The 17,103-nt window shown below is 61.8% G+C and carries 14 protein-coding genes; all 14 read right to left on the bottom strand.

The features are described 5' to 3' along the window. Positions 1 to 16: 16 nt before the first annotated feature. Positions 17 to 1,522 carry an amidophosphoribosyltransferase gene (purF, locus tag CER19_RS11835; protein WP_003192537.1) on the bottom strand — a complete coding sequence of 502 codons (1,506 nt, stop codon included), beginning with the start codon at positions 1,520 to 1,522 and terminating at the stop codon, positions 17 to 19. A 41-nt stretch (positions 1,523 to 1,563) separates the two neighbouring features. Then, a complete protein-coding gene (locus CER19_RS11830; RefSeq protein WP_116666550.1) occupies positions 1,564 to 2,121 on the bottom strand; it encodes a CvpA family protein in 558 nt (185 codons plus the stop codon). A gap of 759 nt (positions 2,122 to 2,880) precedes the next feature. Continuing rightward, entirely contained in the window at positions 2,881 to 3,549 is a 669-nt protein-coding gene (locus CER19_RS11820; protein WP_116666549.1) for an SPOR domain-containing protein, read from the bottom strand. Continuing rightward, positions 3,533 to 4,840 carry a bifunctional tetrahydrofolate synthase/dihydrofolate synthase gene (folC, locus tag CER19_RS11815; protein WP_116666548.1) on the bottom strand — a complete coding sequence of 436 codons (1,308 nt, stop codon included), beginning with the start codon at positions 4,838 to 4,840 and terminating at the stop codon, positions 3,533 to 3,535. The genes CER19_RS11820 and folC overlap by 17 nt, the downstream gene beginning before the upstream one ends. After that, entirely contained in the window at positions 4,837 to 5,757 is a 921-nt protein-coding gene (gene accD / locus CER19_RS11810; protein ID WP_003192545.1) for an acetyl-CoA carboxylase, carboxyltransferase subunit beta, read from the bottom strand. Before accD ends, folC begins: the two co-directional genes overlap by 4 nt. Positions 5,758 to 6,001: 244 nt before the next feature. Continuing rightward, positions 6,002 to 6,634: a phosphoribosylanthranilate isomerase gene (locus CER19_RS11805; RefSeq protein WP_116666547.1), complete on the bottom strand. Its 633-nt coding sequence runs from the start codon at positions 6,632 to 6,634 to the stop codon at positions 6,002 to 6,004. Between the two features lie 63 nt (positions 6,635 to 6,697). Continuing rightward, positions 6,698 to 7,522 (bottom strand): tRNA pseudouridine(38-40) synthase TruA, encoded by an 825-nt coding sequence (gene truA / locus CER19_RS11800; RefSeq protein ID WP_003192549.1) that lies wholly within the window; start codon positions 7,520 to 7,522, stop codon positions 6,698 to 6,700. 243 nt (positions 7,523 to 7,765) lie between these two features. Beyond that, on the bottom strand, positions 7,766 to 10,279 hold the full coding sequence (locus CER19_RS11795; protein WP_116666546.1) for a FimV/HubP family polar landmark protein: 2,514 nt from the start codon (positions 10,277 to 10,279) through the stop codon (positions 7,766 to 7,768). 161 nt (positions 10,280 to 10,440) lie between these two features. Further along, on the bottom strand, positions 10,441 to 11,451 hold the full coding sequence (locus CER19_RS11790) for an aspartate-semialdehyde dehydrogenase (protein ID WP_116666545.1): 1,011 nt from the start codon (positions 11,449 to 11,451) through the stop codon (positions 10,441 to 10,443). Between the two features lie 249 nt (positions 11,452 to 11,700). Beyond that, positions 11,701 to 12,813, bottom strand: coding sequence for an aspartate-semialdehyde dehydrogenase (gene asd / locus CER19_RS11785; protein WP_003192554.1), 1,113 nt, complete (start codon positions 12,811 to 12,813; stop codon positions 11,701 to 11,703). 64 nt (positions 12,814 to 12,877) lie between these two features. After that, a complete protein-coding gene (gene leuB, locus CER19_RS11780) occupies positions 12,878 to 13,960 on the bottom strand; it encodes a 3-isopropylmalate dehydrogenase (protein WP_003192555.1) in 1,083 nt (360 codons plus the stop codon). Between the two features lie 53 nt (positions 13,961 to 14,013). After that, complete coding sequence (locus tag CER19_RS11775; RefSeq protein WP_116666544.1) at positions 14,014 to 14,778, bottom strand: class I SAM-dependent methyltransferase; 765 nt, start codon at positions 14,776 to 14,778, stop codon at positions 14,014 to 14,016. Between the two features lie 129 nt (positions 14,779 to 14,907). Beyond that, positions 14,908 to 15,552: a 3-isopropylmalate dehydratase small subunit gene (gene leuD, locus CER19_RS11770; protein WP_116666543.1), complete on the bottom strand. Its 645-nt coding sequence runs from the start codon at positions 15,550 to 15,552 to the stop codon at positions 14,908 to 14,910. Between the two features lie 10 nt (positions 15,553 to 15,562). Continuing rightward, a complete protein-coding gene (gene leuC, locus CER19_RS11765; RefSeq protein ID WP_116666542.1) occupies positions 15,563 to 16,981 on the bottom strand; it encodes a 3-isopropylmalate dehydratase large subunit in 1,419 nt (472 codons plus the stop codon). Positions 16,982 to 17,103 lie beyond the last annotated feature (122 nt).

The raw sequence follows: 17,103 nt of genomic DNA, 5'->3' as shown, positions 1-17,103 counted from the left end.
CAGGGCCGGTGTTTACTCAGTTGTTATACAGATCGATGATCGCGCTGACTGCCTGGGTCTTGATCTTCGACGAGTCGTTGCGCGCCTGCTCGATCTTGTTCAGGTAGGCCTCGTCGACATCGCCAGTGACGTACTTGCCGTCGAACACGGCGCAGTCGAACTGCTCGATCTTGATCTTGCCACCGCCAACCGCTTCGATCAGGTCCGGCAGGTCCTGGTAGATCAGCCAGTCGGCGCCGATCAGGTCGGCCACGTCCTGAGTCGAACGGTTATGCGCGATCAGCTCATGGGCGCTCGGCATGTCGATACCGTACACGTTCGGGTAACGCACCGCGGGCGCCGCAGAGCAGAAGTACACGTTCTTCGCCCCGGCCTCACGAGCCATCTGGATGATCTGCTTGCAGGTGGTGCCGCGTACGATGGAGTCATCCACCAGCATCACGTTCTTGCCGCGGAACTCCAGCTCGATGGCGTTGAGCTTCTGGCGTACCGACTTCTTGCGCGCAGCCTGGCCGGGCATGATGAAAGTACGGCCGATGTAGCGGTTCTTCACGAAGCCTTCGCGGAACTTGACGCCCAGATGGTTGGCCAGCTCCAGCGCAGCGGTACGGCTGGTGTCCGGGATCGGGATGACCACGTCGATATCGTGCTCGGGACGCTCGCGCAGGATCTTCTCGGCCAGCTTCTCGCCCATGCGCAGGCGCGCCTTGTAGACCGAGACACCGTCGATGATCGAATCCGGACGCGCCAGATAGACGTGTTCGAAGATGCACGGGGTGAGTTTCGGGGCTACGGCGCACTGGCGGGTGTGCAGCTTGCCGTCTTCGGTGATGTAGACAGCCTCGCCCGGCGCCAGGTCGCGGATCAGGGTGAAGCCCAGCACGTCCAGGGAAACGCTTTCGGAGGCGATCATGTACTCGACGCCTTCGTCGGTGTGACGCTGGCCGAACACGATCGGGCGAATGCCGTGGGGGTCGCGGAAACCGACGATGCCGTAACCGGTGATCATCGCCACCACCGCATAACCACCGACGCAACGGTTATGCACGTCGATCACGGCGGCGAACACGTCTTCTTCGGTCGGCTGCAGCTTGCCGCGCTGGGCCAGCTCGTGGGCGAACACGTTGAGCAGCACTTCCGAATCGGAGCTGGTGTTGACGTGGCGCAGGTCAGATTCGTAGATCTCCTTGGCCAGCTGTTCAACGTTGGTCAGGTTACCGTTGTGCGCCAAGGTAATGCCGTAAGGCGAGTTGACGTAGAACGGTTGAGCTTCGGCCGAGGTCGAGCTACCGGCAGTCGGGTAACGCACATGGCCAATGCCCATGTGCCCGACGAGGCGCTGCATGTGACGCTGATGGAACACGTCACGCACCAGGCCATTGTCCTTGCGCAGGAATAACCGGCCGTCGTGGCTGGTCACAATACCGGCAGCGTCCTGGCCGCGGTGCTGGAGGACGGTTAGCGCGTCATACAGCGCCTGATTGACGTTCGACTTACCGACGATACCGACGATGCCACACATGCGACGCAACCCCTACTTAATGAATCTTGACTGAACACAGCTTACTGAGGCGTTTGCGCCGGCAAGAGGTGTTCCTTGAACGGAAGATCAGCGGGTACGCTGATTCCGCTGGCCAGCCACTGACTGCTCCACCCCAATATGAGGTTCTTGGACCAGTCTGCAACCAATAGAAATTTTGGCACGAGTACCGACTCCTGCCACCACGAATCCTGCTGTACCGGCCCCAGGCTCAACGCCCCGCCCGCCACGACCACCAGCAGCGCGCCACGCGCAGCCCCGAAGGCCATGCCGAGAAATCGATCGGTCCCGGACAGGCCGGTGACACGTATCAACTCGCCAATAAGATAATTGACCATTGCCCCCACCAACAGCGTGGCGATGAACATGATGGCGCAGCCCGCGATGACGCGAGCCGAAGGTGTCTCTATGTACCCGGCCAGGTAGACCGACAGTGAACCACCGAACATCCAGGCTACGACTCCTGCGATGATCCAGGTCAGCAACGACAGTGCTTCTTTTACGAAGCCGCGGCTCAGACTGATCAAAGCGGAGATGGCGACGATTGCAACGATCGCCCAATCAACCCAGGTAAATGGCACAGTGCAGCCTACGTACGGATAAGGCGGCGCATTTTAGCAGAGCGCCGGGCTATCGGTAAGCGGTGATTGCGGGTGCTTTGCAAATCAATAGATTGTGACGGGCCAATCGCATTTCAACCCCAGCACAAACCAATGTGGGAGCTGTATCTACACAGCTTAGGACCGAAGCTGAACCTGTGGCGAGGGAGCTTGCTCCCATGACGAACTGACAGACGACGCAGTTCTAACTAACGCGCCGCGATTTAAATGTGGGAGCTGGCTTGCCTGCGATGGCGGCCTGACAGCCGACACCTATCTGCCTGACACCCCACGATCCAACTGTGGGAGCGGGCTTGCTCGCGAAGGCGGCCTGACAGGCGACGCAGTTGGATTGTGTACATATCCATTCCTGCGGTAACGGCCACTTAGGGTTCCGCTCTGACAGCGGGTCACTTTTGGAAAAGAGCCCGGAATGCCGGCCCAGCCAAAAGTAACCAAAAAGGCTCTTGCCCCACCACTCGGCACCTCGCTTAGGCTCGGTGTGCCCGTAATCCGCCAGCGTGATTTAACGGGGCGCTTAAGATCAAAAGCAGATCAAGATCAAGAGCGACTCGCTTCGCATCGTGGTTACCGGTGGCTGTGGCGAACTGCACAGTTGTGTAGATACCTATGCTGCAATGAGGGCAGTATATTCGACATTTTTGTCGATTGAACCACCGCCATCGCAGGCAAGCCAGCTCCCACATTCAGACCGTATTGCCAGCCAAAGCCGGCAGTGGTTCAGCCGCGCTCGGGCTGGAAACGCACTACAAACCCGTTGAGGTTCTGCTGACGGCCCAGCAAATCGCGCAGGCGATCTGCCTCGGCACGCTCGATCAGCGGCCCCACAAACACCCGGTTCTTGCCGTCGGCGCTGCGGATATAGGCGTTATACCCCTGGGCACGCAGCTTTTTCTGCAGGGCGTCGGCACTTTCGCGGTTGGCCAGGCTGGCCAACTGGATCGACCAACTGACCGGCAGGCCATTAGGGTCGATGCGACTCTGCCCCACATCCGGCTTACCCGGTGCCGCAGGCTGCGGCGCTACCGGCTTGGGCGCAGGCGCCGGTGCAGCCGGTTTGGCGGCGACAGCCGGGGCTGGCGTTGGCTTGACCACCGGCACACTTGGCTGCACCGGCATCGAAGGGGCCTGTGAAGGCGCCTGCTGTGTGGCGACCTCCTCCTCGACGGGCACAGGCTCTTCCGGCAACACCTGAGGCTCAGGCACAACCACTGGTTCGACTTGAACCTGCGGCACCACCGGCGCCTGGGGCGCAGCGGGAGCTTCAACCACCACCTGGCGCTGTTCGTCCTGACGGGAAAACAGCATCGGCAGAAAGATTACCGCCAACGCCACCAGCACCAGGGCCCCGACCATTCGCTGCTTGTATGCGCTATCCAGTAATGCCATGTGCAGCTTCCTCCGTGGAGCGCCGGGCCAGCCATTCAAGCGCCTCGGCAACACAATAAAATGATCCGAACAACAGGATTTCGTCCTCGGCCGTCGCTACCGCGCACTGCGCCTCCAGGGCGGCAGTGACGCTTGCATACGACGTCACCGGCGCGCCAAGGTTCTGCAAGGCAGCTTCCAACTCAACCGCAGGACGGCTGCGCGGCGTATCCAGCGGCGCAACGGCCCAAGACTGGACGCTGGCCAGCAGTGGCGCAACCACGCCGTCCAGATCCTTGTCGACCAACAACCCGAACACCGCCAGGCGATTCCCCGCCAGCGGGGTACGCGCCAGACGCTGAGCCAGGTACTGCGCAGCATGGGGGTTATGGCCTACATCCAACATCAGGCTCAGGCGCTTGCCTTGCCAGTCGAAGGTTCGGCGATCCAGGCGCCCCACCACTTTCGTTGCCAGCAAGGTCGTGGCAATCTGCGCGGCATCCCACGGCAGGTCCAGCAGCAAATAGGCTTGCAGCGCGAGCGCGGCGTTTTCCATCGGCAGGTTCAGCAGCGGCAAATCAAGCAGCTCTACCCGTTGGCCACGCGCATCCTGCCCACGCCACTGCCAATGGGCAGCACCGATTTCAAGGTTGAATTCGCGTCCGCGCAGGTAGAACGGACAGTCCAGCTCGCGGGCCTTGTCGAGCAAAGGTTGCGGCGGGTCCAGGTCACCACACAGCGCCGGACGGCCCTGACGGAAGATCCCGGCCTTTTCAAAAGACACCGATTCGCGGGTATTGCCCAGGTAATCGGCATGATCGACACCAATGCTGGTCACCAGGGCCAGGTCGGCATCCACCACGTTGACAGTATCCAGGCGCCCGCCGAGGCCGACTTCCAGCACGACCACATCCAGTTGCGCACGCTCGAACAGCCAGAACGCCGCCAGGGTGCCCATCTCGAAATAGGTCAGGGAAATGTCGCCACGCCCGGCCTCCAGGGCCGCGAAGGCTTCGCACAGTTGGGCATCAGTGGCTTCTACGCCATTGAGCTGCACCCGCTCGTTGTAGCGCAGCAGGTGCGGCGAGCTGTACACGCCGACTTTGAGGCCCTGGGCCTGCAACAGCGCGGCGACAAAGGCACAGGTGGAGCCCTTGCCGTTGGTGCCGGTTACCGTGATCACACGCGGTGCCGGCCGGCCCAACCCGAGGCGGGCCGCTACCTGTTGCGAGCGCTCCAGGCCCATGTCGATGGCGGACGGATGCAACTGCTCAAGGTAGGCGAGCCATTCGCCCAGGGTACGTTGGGTCATAGGTTTGCAGGCACCGGCGGCACGACGATCGGCTCGACCTTAGGCGCGATGTACACAGGCGTCGGCAGGCCCATCATTTGCGCGAGCAGGCTGCCCAGGCGCGGACGCAGTTCGCCACGCGGGATGATCAGGTCGATCGCACCGTGCTCCAGCAGGAACTCGCTGCGCTGGAAGCCTTCCGGCAGTTTTTCCCGCACGGTCTGCTCGATCACGCGTGGGCCGGCAAAACCGATCAGGGCTTTTGGCTCGCCAACGATCACATCGCCCAACATTGCCAGGCTGGCAGACACGCCGCCGTAGACCGGGTCGGTCAGCACGGAGATGAACGGGATGCCTTCTTCACGCAGACGCGCCAGTACCGCCGAGGTCTTGGCCATTTGCATCAGGGAAATCAGGGCTTCCTGCATACGCGCACCACCGGAGGCGGCGAAGCAGATCATCGGGCAACGGTTTTCCAGGGCATAGTTGGCAGCACGAACAAAGCGCTCACCGACGATGGCACCCATGGAACCGCCCATGAAGGAGAATTCGAAGGCCGAAACCACCACCGGCATGCCCAGCAGCTTGCCGCTGACCGAAATCAGCGCGTCTTTCTCGCCGGTCTGCTTCTGCGCGCCGACCAGGCGGTCCTTGTACTTCTTGCTGTCGCGGAACTTGAGACGGTCAACCGGCTCCAGGTCGGCACCCAGTTCATTACGGCCATCGGCATCCAGGAAGATGTCGATACGGGCGCGGGCGCCAATACGCATGTGGTGGTTGCACTTGGGGCAAACGTCCAGGGTCTTTTCCAGCTCCGGGCGATACAGCACCGCGTCGCAGGATGGGCATTTGTGCCACAGACCTTCAGGAACCGAGCTTTTCTTCACCTCGGAACGCATGATCGAAGGGATCAGTTTGTCTACTAACCAGTTGCTCATGCTTTCTTTTCTCCAGTACCGGTGGCTTGAACACAGCCCCGCGTATGCCCTTGAGCTAAATTCATATGTGGCGATGACACAGGCGGGACGGGGTCAGACGTTGGACCTGCCATTTCCCGCCCGTATCCTCAGCCTTCCAGACAACCTGCCAGCGCAGGGTTGCCACTTCGTTTCCGGGCCACCACAGGCGGCGCCGGGCTGTTTTACACAGTGGTAGTTATGGACGGCGGCAGACTGCCAGCCGTCACATCCCACCCCTGCTGTTGCGCACGGCCTGCATGAACGCGCGAATCTTGCTCGGGTCCTTGATCCCCTTGCCCTGCTCCACCCCACCGCTGACGTCCACGGCATACGGCCGAACCTGCTCGATGGCCGCCTGGACATTTCCAGGGGTGAGCCCACCTGCGAGAATAACCGGCTTGCGCAAACCCTCGGGAATCAGCGACCAGTCGAACGCTTCGCCCGTGCCACCGGGTACGCCTTCGACGTAGGTGTCCAACAGAATCCCGCGAGCGCCGGTATAAGCGGCGCAGGCTACGGCGATATCGTCCCCGACCTTGACCCGCAATGCCTTGATGTACGGGCGCTGATAGCTTTCGCATTCCTCTGGCGACTCGTCGCCGTGAAACTGCAGCATATCCAGCGGCACCGCATCCAGGGTTTCGTTGAGCTCGCAGCGGCTGGCATTGACGAACAACCCTACGGTGGTCACGAAGGGCGGCAACGCGGCGATAATCGCCCGCGCCTGCAGCACATTCACCGCCCGCGGGCTCTTGGCATAAAACACCAGGCCGATAGCATCCGCCCCCGCTTCGACTGCCGCCAGCGCGTCTTCTATGCGGGTAATCCCGCAAATCTTGCTGCGAACGGCTGACATGTCGTAGGAACCTCAGGGTTGGGCCGAGAAAGTCCCGGATGGTAACAAAAGCTTTTCCGGGCGTCAGCCGCCAAGTTCGCTGAAACCTGTGAGGAAGTGCGGCCCGATAAAGCGCTCCGGCAATTCAAACTCGTCGCGGTACTCCACATCCACCAGATACAGGCCGAATGGATGCGCCGTGACCCCGCCCGTGCGGCGAATGCGGCTTTCCAGCACTTCCTTGGCCCACTCCACCGGGCGCTCACCGGTGCCGATGGTCATCAGCACGCCCGCGATATTGCGCACCATGTGATGCAGAAAGGCCCCGGCACGGATATCCAGCACAATCATCTTGCCGTGCCGTGTCACCCGTAGGTGGTGGACCTCCTTGATAGGTGACTTGGCCTGGCACTGCCCGGCACGGAAGGCGCTGAAGTCATGCACCCCGACCAAATGCTGCGCGGCTTCGGCCATGCGCTCGGCATCCAGTGGGCGGTGGTTCCAGGTAATCTCTTCATTGAGGTGCGCCGGGCGGATCTGATCGTTGTAGATCACGTAGCGATAACGCCGGGCGATGGCCTTGAAACGGGCGTGAAAATGCGCCGGCATGACCTTGGCCCAGCTGACGCTGACGTCATGGGGCAAATTGATATTAGCCCCCATCACCCACGCCTTCATCGAACGCTCGGCCTGGGTGTCGAAGTGCACCACTTGGCCACACGCGTGTACGCCGGCATCGGTACGCCCGGCACACATCAGCGACACCGGCGAGTTGGCGACTTTGGACAGTGCATTCTCCAGGGTTTCCTGCACCGTCAGCACCCCGGAGGCCTGACGCTGCCAGCCGCGATAGCGCGAGCCTTTGTATTCTACGCCCAGGGCGATGCGGTAAAAGCCTGCAGCCGCCATTTCGGCAGCCGCGTTATCTATATTTGCCAAGAACTGTGAGCCTGATGAGTTGCGCAAAGGCGGGCATTATAGGGCGTCAGGGTGCATGAGAGGGGGCTTTTAATCTGGGGTTTTTGTGGCGAGGGAGCTTGCTCCCGTTCGATAGCGCAGCTGGAGCCGGCTTTTCAGGGGCGCTACGCACCCCAGCGGGAGCAAGCTCCCTCGCCACAACAAGCCCGCTCCCACGTTTTTCCGCGTCGGCCGTTAGATTCTGCCGAGCATTTCCTTGGCTTCGCTACGCTGACCTTCGTCGCCTTCGGTCAGCACTTCGGACAAGATGTCACGCGCGCCGTCCGCATCGCCCATGTCGATGTAGGCCTGGGCCAAGTCGAGCTTGGTGGCCACTTCATCAGTGCCGGAGAGGAAATCGAACTCCGGCTCATCCTCAGCACTCAGCGCAGCATCTTCAGCCGTGAAGGAAGGCTCGATCGGCGGATGCTCCAGGCTCTGGGACAAGCGATCCAGTTCGGCATTGACGTCGTCCAGCTCTGACGAGAAGGCATCGGGCTTGGCCGCAGGATTGCTCGGCTCCTCCGCCAGCGACAGGTCAAAATCTTCCGGCAGGTCGAATTCGTCCAGCGCGGCCGGCGTCAGGGTCGGCGGCTCCACCGCAGGTACATCCTTGATCTGCCCTTCAAGGCCCGACAGGAAGTCGTCATCGGATTGCGACGTCGGCGGGTCCAGTTGCAGGTCCAGGTCAAAGTCCGACAGGTCCTGCGCATCGGCCTTGGGCTCAGTCTGCTGTTGCAGCAACGCTTCAAAGGTTTGCTGGTCTTGCGCGATCTCGGCCGGCGAGGCAGCTTCCAGGTCATCCAGGCTCAGGTCGAAATCGGTGTCGAAGGTATCTGCCTGCGGGGCTGGGGTCGGCTTGTCGTCGAGCAGGTCCTTGACGTACTGCGCATCCAGGGCTGCGGCGGCCACTGCGGCACTGACACCCGCGGCCAACACGGCCATGGCCGGGAAACGCGCCTTGAGCTGCTCGACCTGGGCATGGTTCTCACCGTTGGCCACCAACTGGCGCTCCTGGGTGACGAACCCGTCCTTGTTGTTCTGCAGGCCATAGACTTCCATCAGCTTCAAACGCAGGTCGCTGCGCTTGGGCTCGTGCTTGATGGCTTGTTCAAGCACATCCGCCGCCTGGTTCAGGTGGCCACGGTCAATATGGGACTGGGCCTGGGCCAGGGCGTCGCTGGCGTTTTCCTGAGCCACGGCAACCGCCAACGGCGCCAGCACGGAGGCGACCGTCGGTGCTACAACCGGCTCAGCCACCGGTGCGGGTACTGGCGCCGTTGCGGTGTCGAGCTTGACGCTCGGCGGCGGCACCTCAAGGCCCTCGAAGCTGTCAGGCGGCAGGTCTTGATCGATATTGGAAACGAACTCGGGCTCTTCGGCCAACGCCCGTGCCATGCGCAGATGTTTTTCTTCTTCGCGGCGAGCATTGCGATGGCGTGCCCACAGCAGCAAAAGCAGCAACACTACCAGCAGGGCCGCACCGCCAAGAATGCCGAGCACAATCGGGTTGGTCAGCAGGTCGTTGAACTTGCCTTCGGTGCTGGCCGGCGCAGCAGCCGGCTTGACCGGTTCAGGCGCTGGCGCTGGTGTTGCAACAGGGGCCGCAGGCTCGGCTGCGGGTTCACCCGGCAACTGCGCAGGCATCGCCGCTGTCTGTGGCTCACCCGTTTGCGCTTGCAAACGAGCCAATTGGTCATTCTTCAGCTGGATCAGCTTCTGCAGCTTGTCCAACTGGCTTTGCAAGTCGGCGGCACGGCTTTTCAGTTCTTCGTTGTCGCGCCGCGTGGTGTCTAGTTCTTCCTGAGTCATCGCCAGCTTGTCGCTAAGGGCCCGGCTGTCACCGACGGTGCCCTTTCCACCTTTTTTGGCCGCTTGCGCCGATACCAGGCTCAAGTTGTCATTGGCCTGGGTGCTCGACGGCGCATTGCCGGCCTGGGTGCGCTTGGTCGCGTCCAACTGCGGCTTGCCGGCCACTTGGCTCTGAGGGCCACGGCGGCCCTGGCGCCAGGCGGCGTTCTGCGCGCTCACTTCGGCAATCGCTTGCGGCTGGGCCAAGGCTGTACTTTGCGTAGCGTCCGGCAGGCGCAGGACCTGGCCGGTTTTCAGACGGTTGATATTGCCGTCGACAAAGGCATCCGGGTTAAGCGCCTGGATGGCCAGCATCGTTTGCTGGACCGAGGCGCCATTGCGGTTCTTTGCGGCAATTTCCCACAAGGTGTCGCGGGACGTGGTGGTGTGCTGGGCAGATGTACTGGCGGCAGGCGCAGTACTGGCTGGCGCGCTTGCCGCCGGCGCCGGCGAGTCGAACTTGGCCGGGTCGAGCAGTACGCTGTAGTCACGCATCAAACGGCCATTGGGCCATTGCACCTGCATGAGGAAGCGCACATAGGAATCGGGCAGCGGCTTGCTGGAGGTCACGCGCACCACGCTGCGACCTTCGGGGTTGATCACCGGCGTGAACGTCAGGTCATCGAGAAACGCCTGGCGGTCGACACCCGCATCCACGAAGGCCTGGGCCGACGCCAGGCTGGGGGTGATCTCGGACGCCGTGAGGCCGCCCACATCGCGCAATTCGATTTCCACCGACAGCGGCTGGTTCAACTTCGACTTGAGGGTCATCTCCCCAAGTTGCAGCGCCTGCGCCATACCGGAGGACAGCGCCGAGGCGGCCGCTATTGCTAACACCAGTTTGCGAACTTGAACCATAGCCTCATCCTTTGTTTGAACGCTTCCCGCCCTGCGAGAAGGTTGGTAACCGCTGCCATTAGGCATGGCGAGCCGATAGGTCACCGACGCGCTTGTGTTTCACTTGGGACCAAGCATAGCGCCTGGCTAGAATCAATCTACAAATTGCCGCCAAGTATCTTTTACACAAGGCCTTTTATCAACAACTGCGCCAGCTCCACGGCGTTCAGGGCTGAGCCTTTGCGTACGTTATCTGACGTCAGCCAAAGATTTAGTTCCGCTGGGTCGTCGATACCTGCGCGAACTCGCCCGACGTACACCACGTCCTGGCCGACGGCATCGCCTACGGCCGTGGGGTAATCGCCCTCCTCGACCAGCTCGATTCCCGGCGCAGCGTCGAGGGCGCGGTTCACCGCGGCCAGGTCGACCGGCGCGGCCAATTGCAGCGACACAGTCAGGCTATCGCCGAAAAACACCGGGGCTTGAACGCAGGTGGCGGAAATCTTTAGTAAAGGTGTTTCCAGCACCGCACGCAGTTCGTGTACGAGGCGTTTCTCCAGGGCGGTATGACCCTGGGCGTCTGGCGTGCCGACTTGAGCCAGCAGGTTGAACGCCACTTGCCGATCAAAGAACGCTGGCTCCAAGGGACGCACGTTCAACAGTTCGGCGGTCTGGCGCGCCAACTCGCTGACGGCCTCGCGGCCCTGGGCAGAGATGGCCAGGTTGGCGCTGACGCTCACGCGCTGGATGTCCACCACACCGCGCAACGGTGCCAGCACCACCGCGAGGTAGGTGGCACAGGGGCTCGGGCTGCCGAGTTGGAAAGGCTTTTTCAACGCGCCCAGCACATGGGCGTTGGCCTGCGGTACCACTTGCGGCGCCTGCTCGGCGGGCAATGCGCCGGACAAGTCGATCACCGCGCAGCCAGCGGCGGTGGCACGCGGGGCGAAGCTCAAGGTCACCGCCGGGCCTGCAGCGAAGAACGCCAACTGCGCCTTGCTGAAATCAAACGTGTCGCCCTCTTTGACCCGCACGTTCTTGCCCCGAAACGGCACCGAAGCCCCCGCCGAGTTGCTGCCCGCCAGCAGGTACAAGGTGCCCACCGGGAACTCCAGCTCTTCGAGAATCTGCACCAGGGTTTCGCCAACGGTACCGGTGGCGCCGATCACGGCGATTTCAAAGGTCTGGGTCATGGGGTTGCCTCGGGCATTACGGGGGAGCGGCACTTTACCGGCTGGTGGCAGGTGAGGCAATTACAGCCCCCCTGATCGTTCCCACGCTCTGCGTGGGAACGCCTCCTGTGACGCTCCGCGTCACGCCTCTAAAGCAGACGCAGAGCGTCCAGAGCTGCATTCCCACGCAGAGCGTGGGAATGATCACAAAGGCAACAAAAAACCCGCGCCTGTCACCAGAACGCGGGTTTCTCTGATTGCCTCAAGCGATCAACGCTCCAGCAAAATCCGCAACATGCGACGCAACGGCTCAGCCGCGCCCCACAGCAGTTGGTCGCCGACAGTGAACGCGCCGAGGAACTGGCTGCCCATGTTCAGCTTGCGCAGACGGCCCACCGGTACATTCAGGGTGCCAGTCACCTTGGTCGGGCTCAGCTCCTGCATGCTGATATCACGGTTGTTCGGCACCAGCTTGACCCAAGGGTTGTGCTGGCTGATCAGCCCTTCGATATCGGCGATCGGCACGTCTTTGTTCAGCTTGATGGTCAGCGCCTGGCTGTGGCAACGCATGGCGCCGATGCGTACGCAGATGCCGTCCACCGGGATCGGGTTCTTGAAGCGACCCAGGATCTTGTTGGTTTCGGCCTGGGCCTTCCACTCTTCGCGGCTCTGGCCGTTAGGCAGTTCCTTGTCGATCCACGGGATCAAGCTACCGGCCAATGGCACGCCGAAGTTCTCGGTCGGGTAAGCATCGCTGCGCATGGCCTCGGCCACACGGCGGTCGATATCGAGGATCGCACTGGCCGGGTCAGCCAGTTGATCGGCGACAGCGGCGTGGGTCGCGCCCATCTGCTTGATCAGTTCACGCATGTTCTGCGCGCCGGCGCCGGAGGCCGCCTGATAGGTCATGGCGCTCATCCACTCCACCAGGCCCGCTTCGAACAGACCGCCCAGGCCCATCAGCATCAGGCTGACGGTGCAGTTGCCGCCCACGTAGTTCTTGGTGCCGGCGTCCAGTTGCTGGTCGATGACCTTGCGGTTGACCGGGTCGAGGATGATCACCGCGTCGTCCTGCATGCGCAGACTCGAGGCGGCGTCGATCCAGTAACCCTGCCAGCCGGCTTCACGCAGCTTGGGGAAGACTTCGCTGGTGTAGTCGCCACCCTGGCAGGTGAGGATCACGTCGAGGCTCTTCAACTCTTCAATGCTGTAGGCATCCTTGAGCGGGGCAATATCCTTGCCCACGGACGGCCCTTGGCCACCTACGTTCGAAGTGGTGAAAAACACCGGCTCAATAAGATCGAAATCCTGCTCTTCCAGCATCCGCTGCATGAGCACGGAACCGACCATACCGCGCCAACCGATCAGACCTACACGTTTCATCGCAACTACACCTTGTTAAAAAGTGGGCCGCCTTGCAGCAACAACTGCAAGCGGGCCCGAGAGATTACAGATTCCGCAGCGCGGCGACTACTGCGTCGCCCATTTCTTGCGTCCCGACCTTGGTGCAACCCTGGGACCAGATATCGCCGGTGCGCAAGCCCTGATCCAGCACCAGGCTGACGGCCTTCTCGATGGCGTCTGCGGCATCGCCCAGGTTGAAGCTGTAACGCAGCATCATCGACACCGACAAAATCGTCGCCAACGGGTTGGCAATGCCCTGCCCCGCGATGTCTGGCGCCGAACCGTGGCACGGCTCGTACATACCTTTATTGTTGGTGTCCAGGGACGCCGACGGCAGCATGCCGATGGAACCGGTGAGCATCGACGCCTGGTCGGACAGGATATCGCCGAACAGGTTGTCGGTGACGATCACGTCGAACTGCTTGGGTGCACGCACCAGCTGCATGGCGGCGTTGTCGACGTACATGTGGCTCAGTTCGACGTCCGGGTAATCCTTGGCGACTTCTTCGACGATTTCACGCCACAGCTGGCTGGAGGCCAGTACGTTGGCTTTATCCACCGAGCAGACTTTTTTGCCGCGCACGCGCGCCATGTCGAAACCGACACGGGCGATACGGCGGATTTCGCTCTCGCTGTACGGCAGCGTGTCGTAGGCCTGGCGTTCGCCATTTTCCAACTCGCGCACGCCCCGTGGCGAGCCGAAGTAGATACCGCCGGTCAGCTCGCGCACGATGAGGATATCCAGGCCCGCCACCACTTCCGGCTTGAGGCTCGACGCGTCAGCCAGTTGCGGGTAGAGGATGGCCGGGCGCAGGTTGCCGAACAGACCCAGTTGCGCACGGATTTTCAACAGGCCGCGCTCAGGGCGGATGTCACGCTCGATCTTGTCCCATTTCGGCCCGCCCACGGCGCCGAGCAGCACGGCATCGGCAGCCCGGGCGCGGTCGAGGGTCTCGTCGGCCAGGGGCACGCCGTGTTTATCGATGGCGGCGCCGCCGATCACATCGTGGCTCAGCTCGAAGCCCAGGCTGTACTTGCTGTTGGCCAGCTCAAGGACCTTGACCGCTTCGGCCATGATTTCCGGACCAATACCGTCGCCAGGGAGAATCAGAATCTGCTTGCTCATGCTTTCCTCATTTCATCGGGCGACCCGCCCACAGGCAGGTCGGGAAAAATCAATCAGCGTTCGGCGAACACCACCAGCACATCGGTGCTGAAGGTGCCGTCGGCTTGAATTTCGTAATAATCGCGTACTTCCTGGCCCATCGCCTTTTGCAGCTCCAGGATTGCCGCACGCAGTACCTCTGGCGTGCGCATGCGCTCGACCCAAGAGGTGTATTCCAGGCGCAAGCGTTGGCGACTGCTGTTGCGCACGTGCAGGCCGGCCTCACTCAACTGGCGCATCCACTCGGCGCCAGAATAATCACGCACGTGGCTGGTGTCGCGCAGCACTTCGACGGTTTGCAGGTAAGTGTCCAACAGGGGGCTGCCCGGCGACAAGACATCCACAAATGCCGCCACGCCGCCCGGCTTGAGCACCCGGCGCACTTCACGCAGGGCCAGGCCGAGGTCGCTCCAGTGATGGGCCGAATAGCGGCTGAACACGAAGTCGAACTCACCCTCGGCGAAGGGCAAGCGCTCGGCGGCGCCGTGCACGGTGCGGATGTTGGCCAGGTTGCGGTCTTTAGCGGCGGCGGCCACCACGTCGAGCATAGGCTGGGACAGGTCGTAGGCCACCACTTCTTTGACCAGAGGCGCCACATGGAAGCTGACATGACCTGCGCCGCAGCCCAGGTCCAACAGTCGTGCAGCGCCCTGCCCGGCCAGCTCGGCCTGTAGCACAGCGAATTCGGTGCCCTGGGCGTGTACGGCGCTGCTCAGGTAGGCAGAGGCCTGTTCGCCGAATTGTTTTTGCACGACTTGGGAGTGGGCGGTGGTGGTCATGGTGGCTTTCCTTGGAGTTTGTGGTGGTTGCACTGGCGCTATCGCAGGCAAGCCAGCTCCCACAGTTGGAATGCACTCCAATGTGGGAGTCGGGCTTGCCCGCGATGGGGCCCGCACGGTTACCGCAAATCAGGCATCGCGAAACAACCAGGGCTGGCTCGCCCGGTGTTTGGCTTCAAACGCGGCAATCGCATCGCCGTCCTGCAAGGTCAGGCCGATGTCGTCCAGGCCGTTGATCAGGCAGTGCTTACGGAAGGCATCCACTTCAAAGTGGTAAACCTTGCCATCCGGGCGGGTCACGGTTTGCGCGGCCAGGTCGACCGTCAACTGGTAGCCGACGCTGGCCTCCACTTGCTGGAATAACTCGTCCACTTCAGCGTCGCTCAAGATGATCGGCAACAGGCCGTTCTTGAAGCTGTTGTTGAAGAAAATATCGGCGTAGCTCGGCGCGATGATGCTGCGAAAGCCGTACTCTTCCAAGGCCCAAGGGGCGTGCTCGCGGCTGGAGCCGCAGCCGAAGTTTTCCCGGGCCAGCAACACGCTGGCGCCTTGGTAACGCTCGGCGTTGAGCACAAAGTCCTTGTTCAGGGGGCGCTTGGAGTTGTCCTGATAGGCGTAGCCCACGTCCAGGTAGCGCCACTCATCGAACAGGTTAGGGCCGAAACCGGTGCGCTTGATCGACTTCAAGAACTGCTTTGGGATGATCTGGTCGGTGTCCACATTGGCACGGTCCAACGGCGCTACAAGGCCTGTGTGTTGGGTAAAAGCTCTCATCGGGTTTTCCTCAGATCAATTCGCGAACGTCGATGAAACGACCGTTGACGGCAGCGGCGGCGGCCATGGCCGGGCTCACCAAGTGGGTACGCCCACCCGCGCCTTGGCGCCCTTCGAAGTTACGGTTGGAGGTCGAGGCACAATGCTCGCCCGACTCCAGGCGGTCCGGGTTCATCGCCAGGCACATCGAGCAGCCCGGCTCACGCCACTCAAAACCGGCTTCGAGGAAAATCTTGTCCAGGCCTTCGGCTTCCGCCTGGGCTTTAACCAGCCCGGAACCTGGCACCACAATGGCTTGCTTGATGGTCGAAGCCACCTTGCGGCCCTTGGCGATCACCGCCGCGGCGCGCAGGTCTTCGATCCGCGAGTTGGTGCAGGAACCGATAAACACACGGTCCAACTGGATATCGGTGATCGCCTGATTGGCGGTCAACCCCATGTACTTCAAGGCGCGCTCGATGGAGCCGCGCTTGACCAGGTCGGCTTCTTTGGCCGGGTCCGGCACGTTCTGGTCGACGGCCAGGACCATTTCGGGCGAAGTGCCCCAGCTGACTTGCGGCTTGATCTGCGCGGCGTCGAGTTCGACCACAGTGTCGAACACCGCATCGGCGTCGGAGACCAGGTCTTTCCACGCTTCGACGGCGGCGTCCCAATCGTCACCTTGCGGCGCGAAGGGGCGACCTTTGACGTATTCGACGGTTTTTTCGTCCGCCGCCACCATGCCTACACGCGCACCGGCTTCGATGGACATGTTGCAGATGGTCATGCGGCCTTCAATGGACAGGTCGCGGATCGCACTGCCGGCGAACTCGATGGCATGGCCGTTGCCGCCCGCGGTGCCGATCTTGCCGATCACGGCCAGTACAATGTCCTTGGCGGTCACGCCAAACGGCAATTGGCCTTCGACGCGTACCAGCATGTTCTTCATTTTCTTGGCCACCAGGCACTGGGTGGCAAACACGTGCTCCACCTCGGAAGTACCGATGCCATGGGCCAGGGCGCCGAACGCGCCGTGGGTGGAGGTATGGGAGTCACCGCAGACCACGGTCATGCCCGGCAAGGTTGCGCCCTGCTCCGGGCCGATGACGTGGACGATGCCTTGGCGCACGTCGTTCATCTTGAATTCGGTGATGCCGTATTCGTCGCAATAGTCGTCAAGGGTCTGCACCTGCAACCGCGAAACCTGGTCGGCAATGGCTTCGATGCCGCCTTTGCGCTCAGGAGTGGTCGGCACGTTGTGGTCCGGCGTCGCGATGATGGAGTCGACGCGCCAAGGCTTGCGCCCGGCCAGTCGCAGGCCTTCGAACGCTTGGGGCGAGGTCACTTCATGGATGATGTGACGGTCGATGTAGATCAGCGACGATCCATCATCGCGACGTTTCACTTCATGGGAATCCCAAAGCTTGTCGTAAAGCGTTTTGCCGGCCATCAGTCGGTCCTCATCAGCGGTGCTTCTATACGCCGGGCTTTTCAATAACCCTTTGGCTTGTGAGGCTGATGGTATGGCGCTACATTAAATAACTCAAATTCATATTTTTTATGCTTTGGATT

The sequence above is a fragment of the Pseudomonas sp. GL93 genome, assembly GCF_003408955.1.
GTDB classification, from domain to species: Bacteria; Pseudomonadota; Gammaproteobacteria; order Pseudomonadales; family Pseudomonadaceae; genus Aquipseudomonas; species Aquipseudomonas paracarnis.
This window is presented reverse-complemented; position numbering and strand designations above follow the sequence as displayed.

Excerpts from the sequence above, each read along its gene's own strand:
- asd (WP_003192554.1), bottom strand. The coding sequence starts at position 12,813 with ATGAAACGTGTAGGTCTGATCGGTTGGCGCGGTATGGTCGGTTCCGTG.
- CER19_RS11775 (WP_116666544.1), bottom strand. The coding sequence starts at position 14,778 with ATGACCACCACCGCCCACTCCCAAGTCGTGCAAAAACAATTCGGCGAA.
- CER19_RS11820 (WP_116666549.1), bottom strand. The coding sequence starts at position 3,549 with ATGGCATTACTGGATAGCGCATACAAGCAGCGAATGGTCGGGGCCCTG.
- accD (WP_003192545.1), bottom strand. The coding sequence starts at position 5,757 with ATGAGCAACTGGTTAGTAGACAAACTGATCCCTTCGATCATGCGTTCC.
- leuD (WP_116666543.1), bottom strand. The coding sequence starts at position 15,552 with ATGAGAGCTTTTACCCAACACACAGGCCTTGTAGCGCCGTTGGACCGT.
- purF (WP_003192537.1), bottom strand. The coding sequence starts at position 1,522 with ATGTGTGGCATCGTCGGTATCGTCGGTAAGTCGAACGTCAATCAGGCG.
- folC (WP_116666548.1), bottom strand. The coding sequence starts at position 4,840 with ATGACCCAACGTACCCTGGGCGAATGGCTCGCCTACCTTGAGCAGTTG.
- CER19_RS11805 (WP_116666547.1), bottom strand. The coding sequence starts at position 6,634 with ATGTCAGCCGTTCGCAGCAAGATTTGCGGGATTACCCGCATAGAAGAC.
- leuB (WP_003192555.1), bottom strand. The coding sequence starts at position 13,960 with ATGAGCAAGCAGATTCTGATTCTCCCTGGCGACGGTATTGGTCCGGAA.
- leuC (WP_116666542.1), bottom strand. The coding sequence starts at position 16,981 with ATGGCCGGCAAAACGCTTTACGACAAGCTTTGGGATTCCCATGAAGTG.
- CER19_RS11790 (WP_116666545.1), bottom strand. The coding sequence starts at position 11,451 with ATGACCCAGACCTTTGAAATCGCCGTGATCGGCGCCACCGGTACCGTT.
- truA (WP_003192549.1), bottom strand. The coding sequence starts at position 7,522 with ATGGCGGCTGCAGGCTTTTACCGCATCGCCCTGGGCGTAGAATACAAA.
- CER19_RS11795 (WP_116666546.1), bottom strand. The coding sequence starts at position 10,279 with ATGGTTCAAGTTCGCAAACTGGTGTTAGCAATAGCGGCCGCCTCGGCG.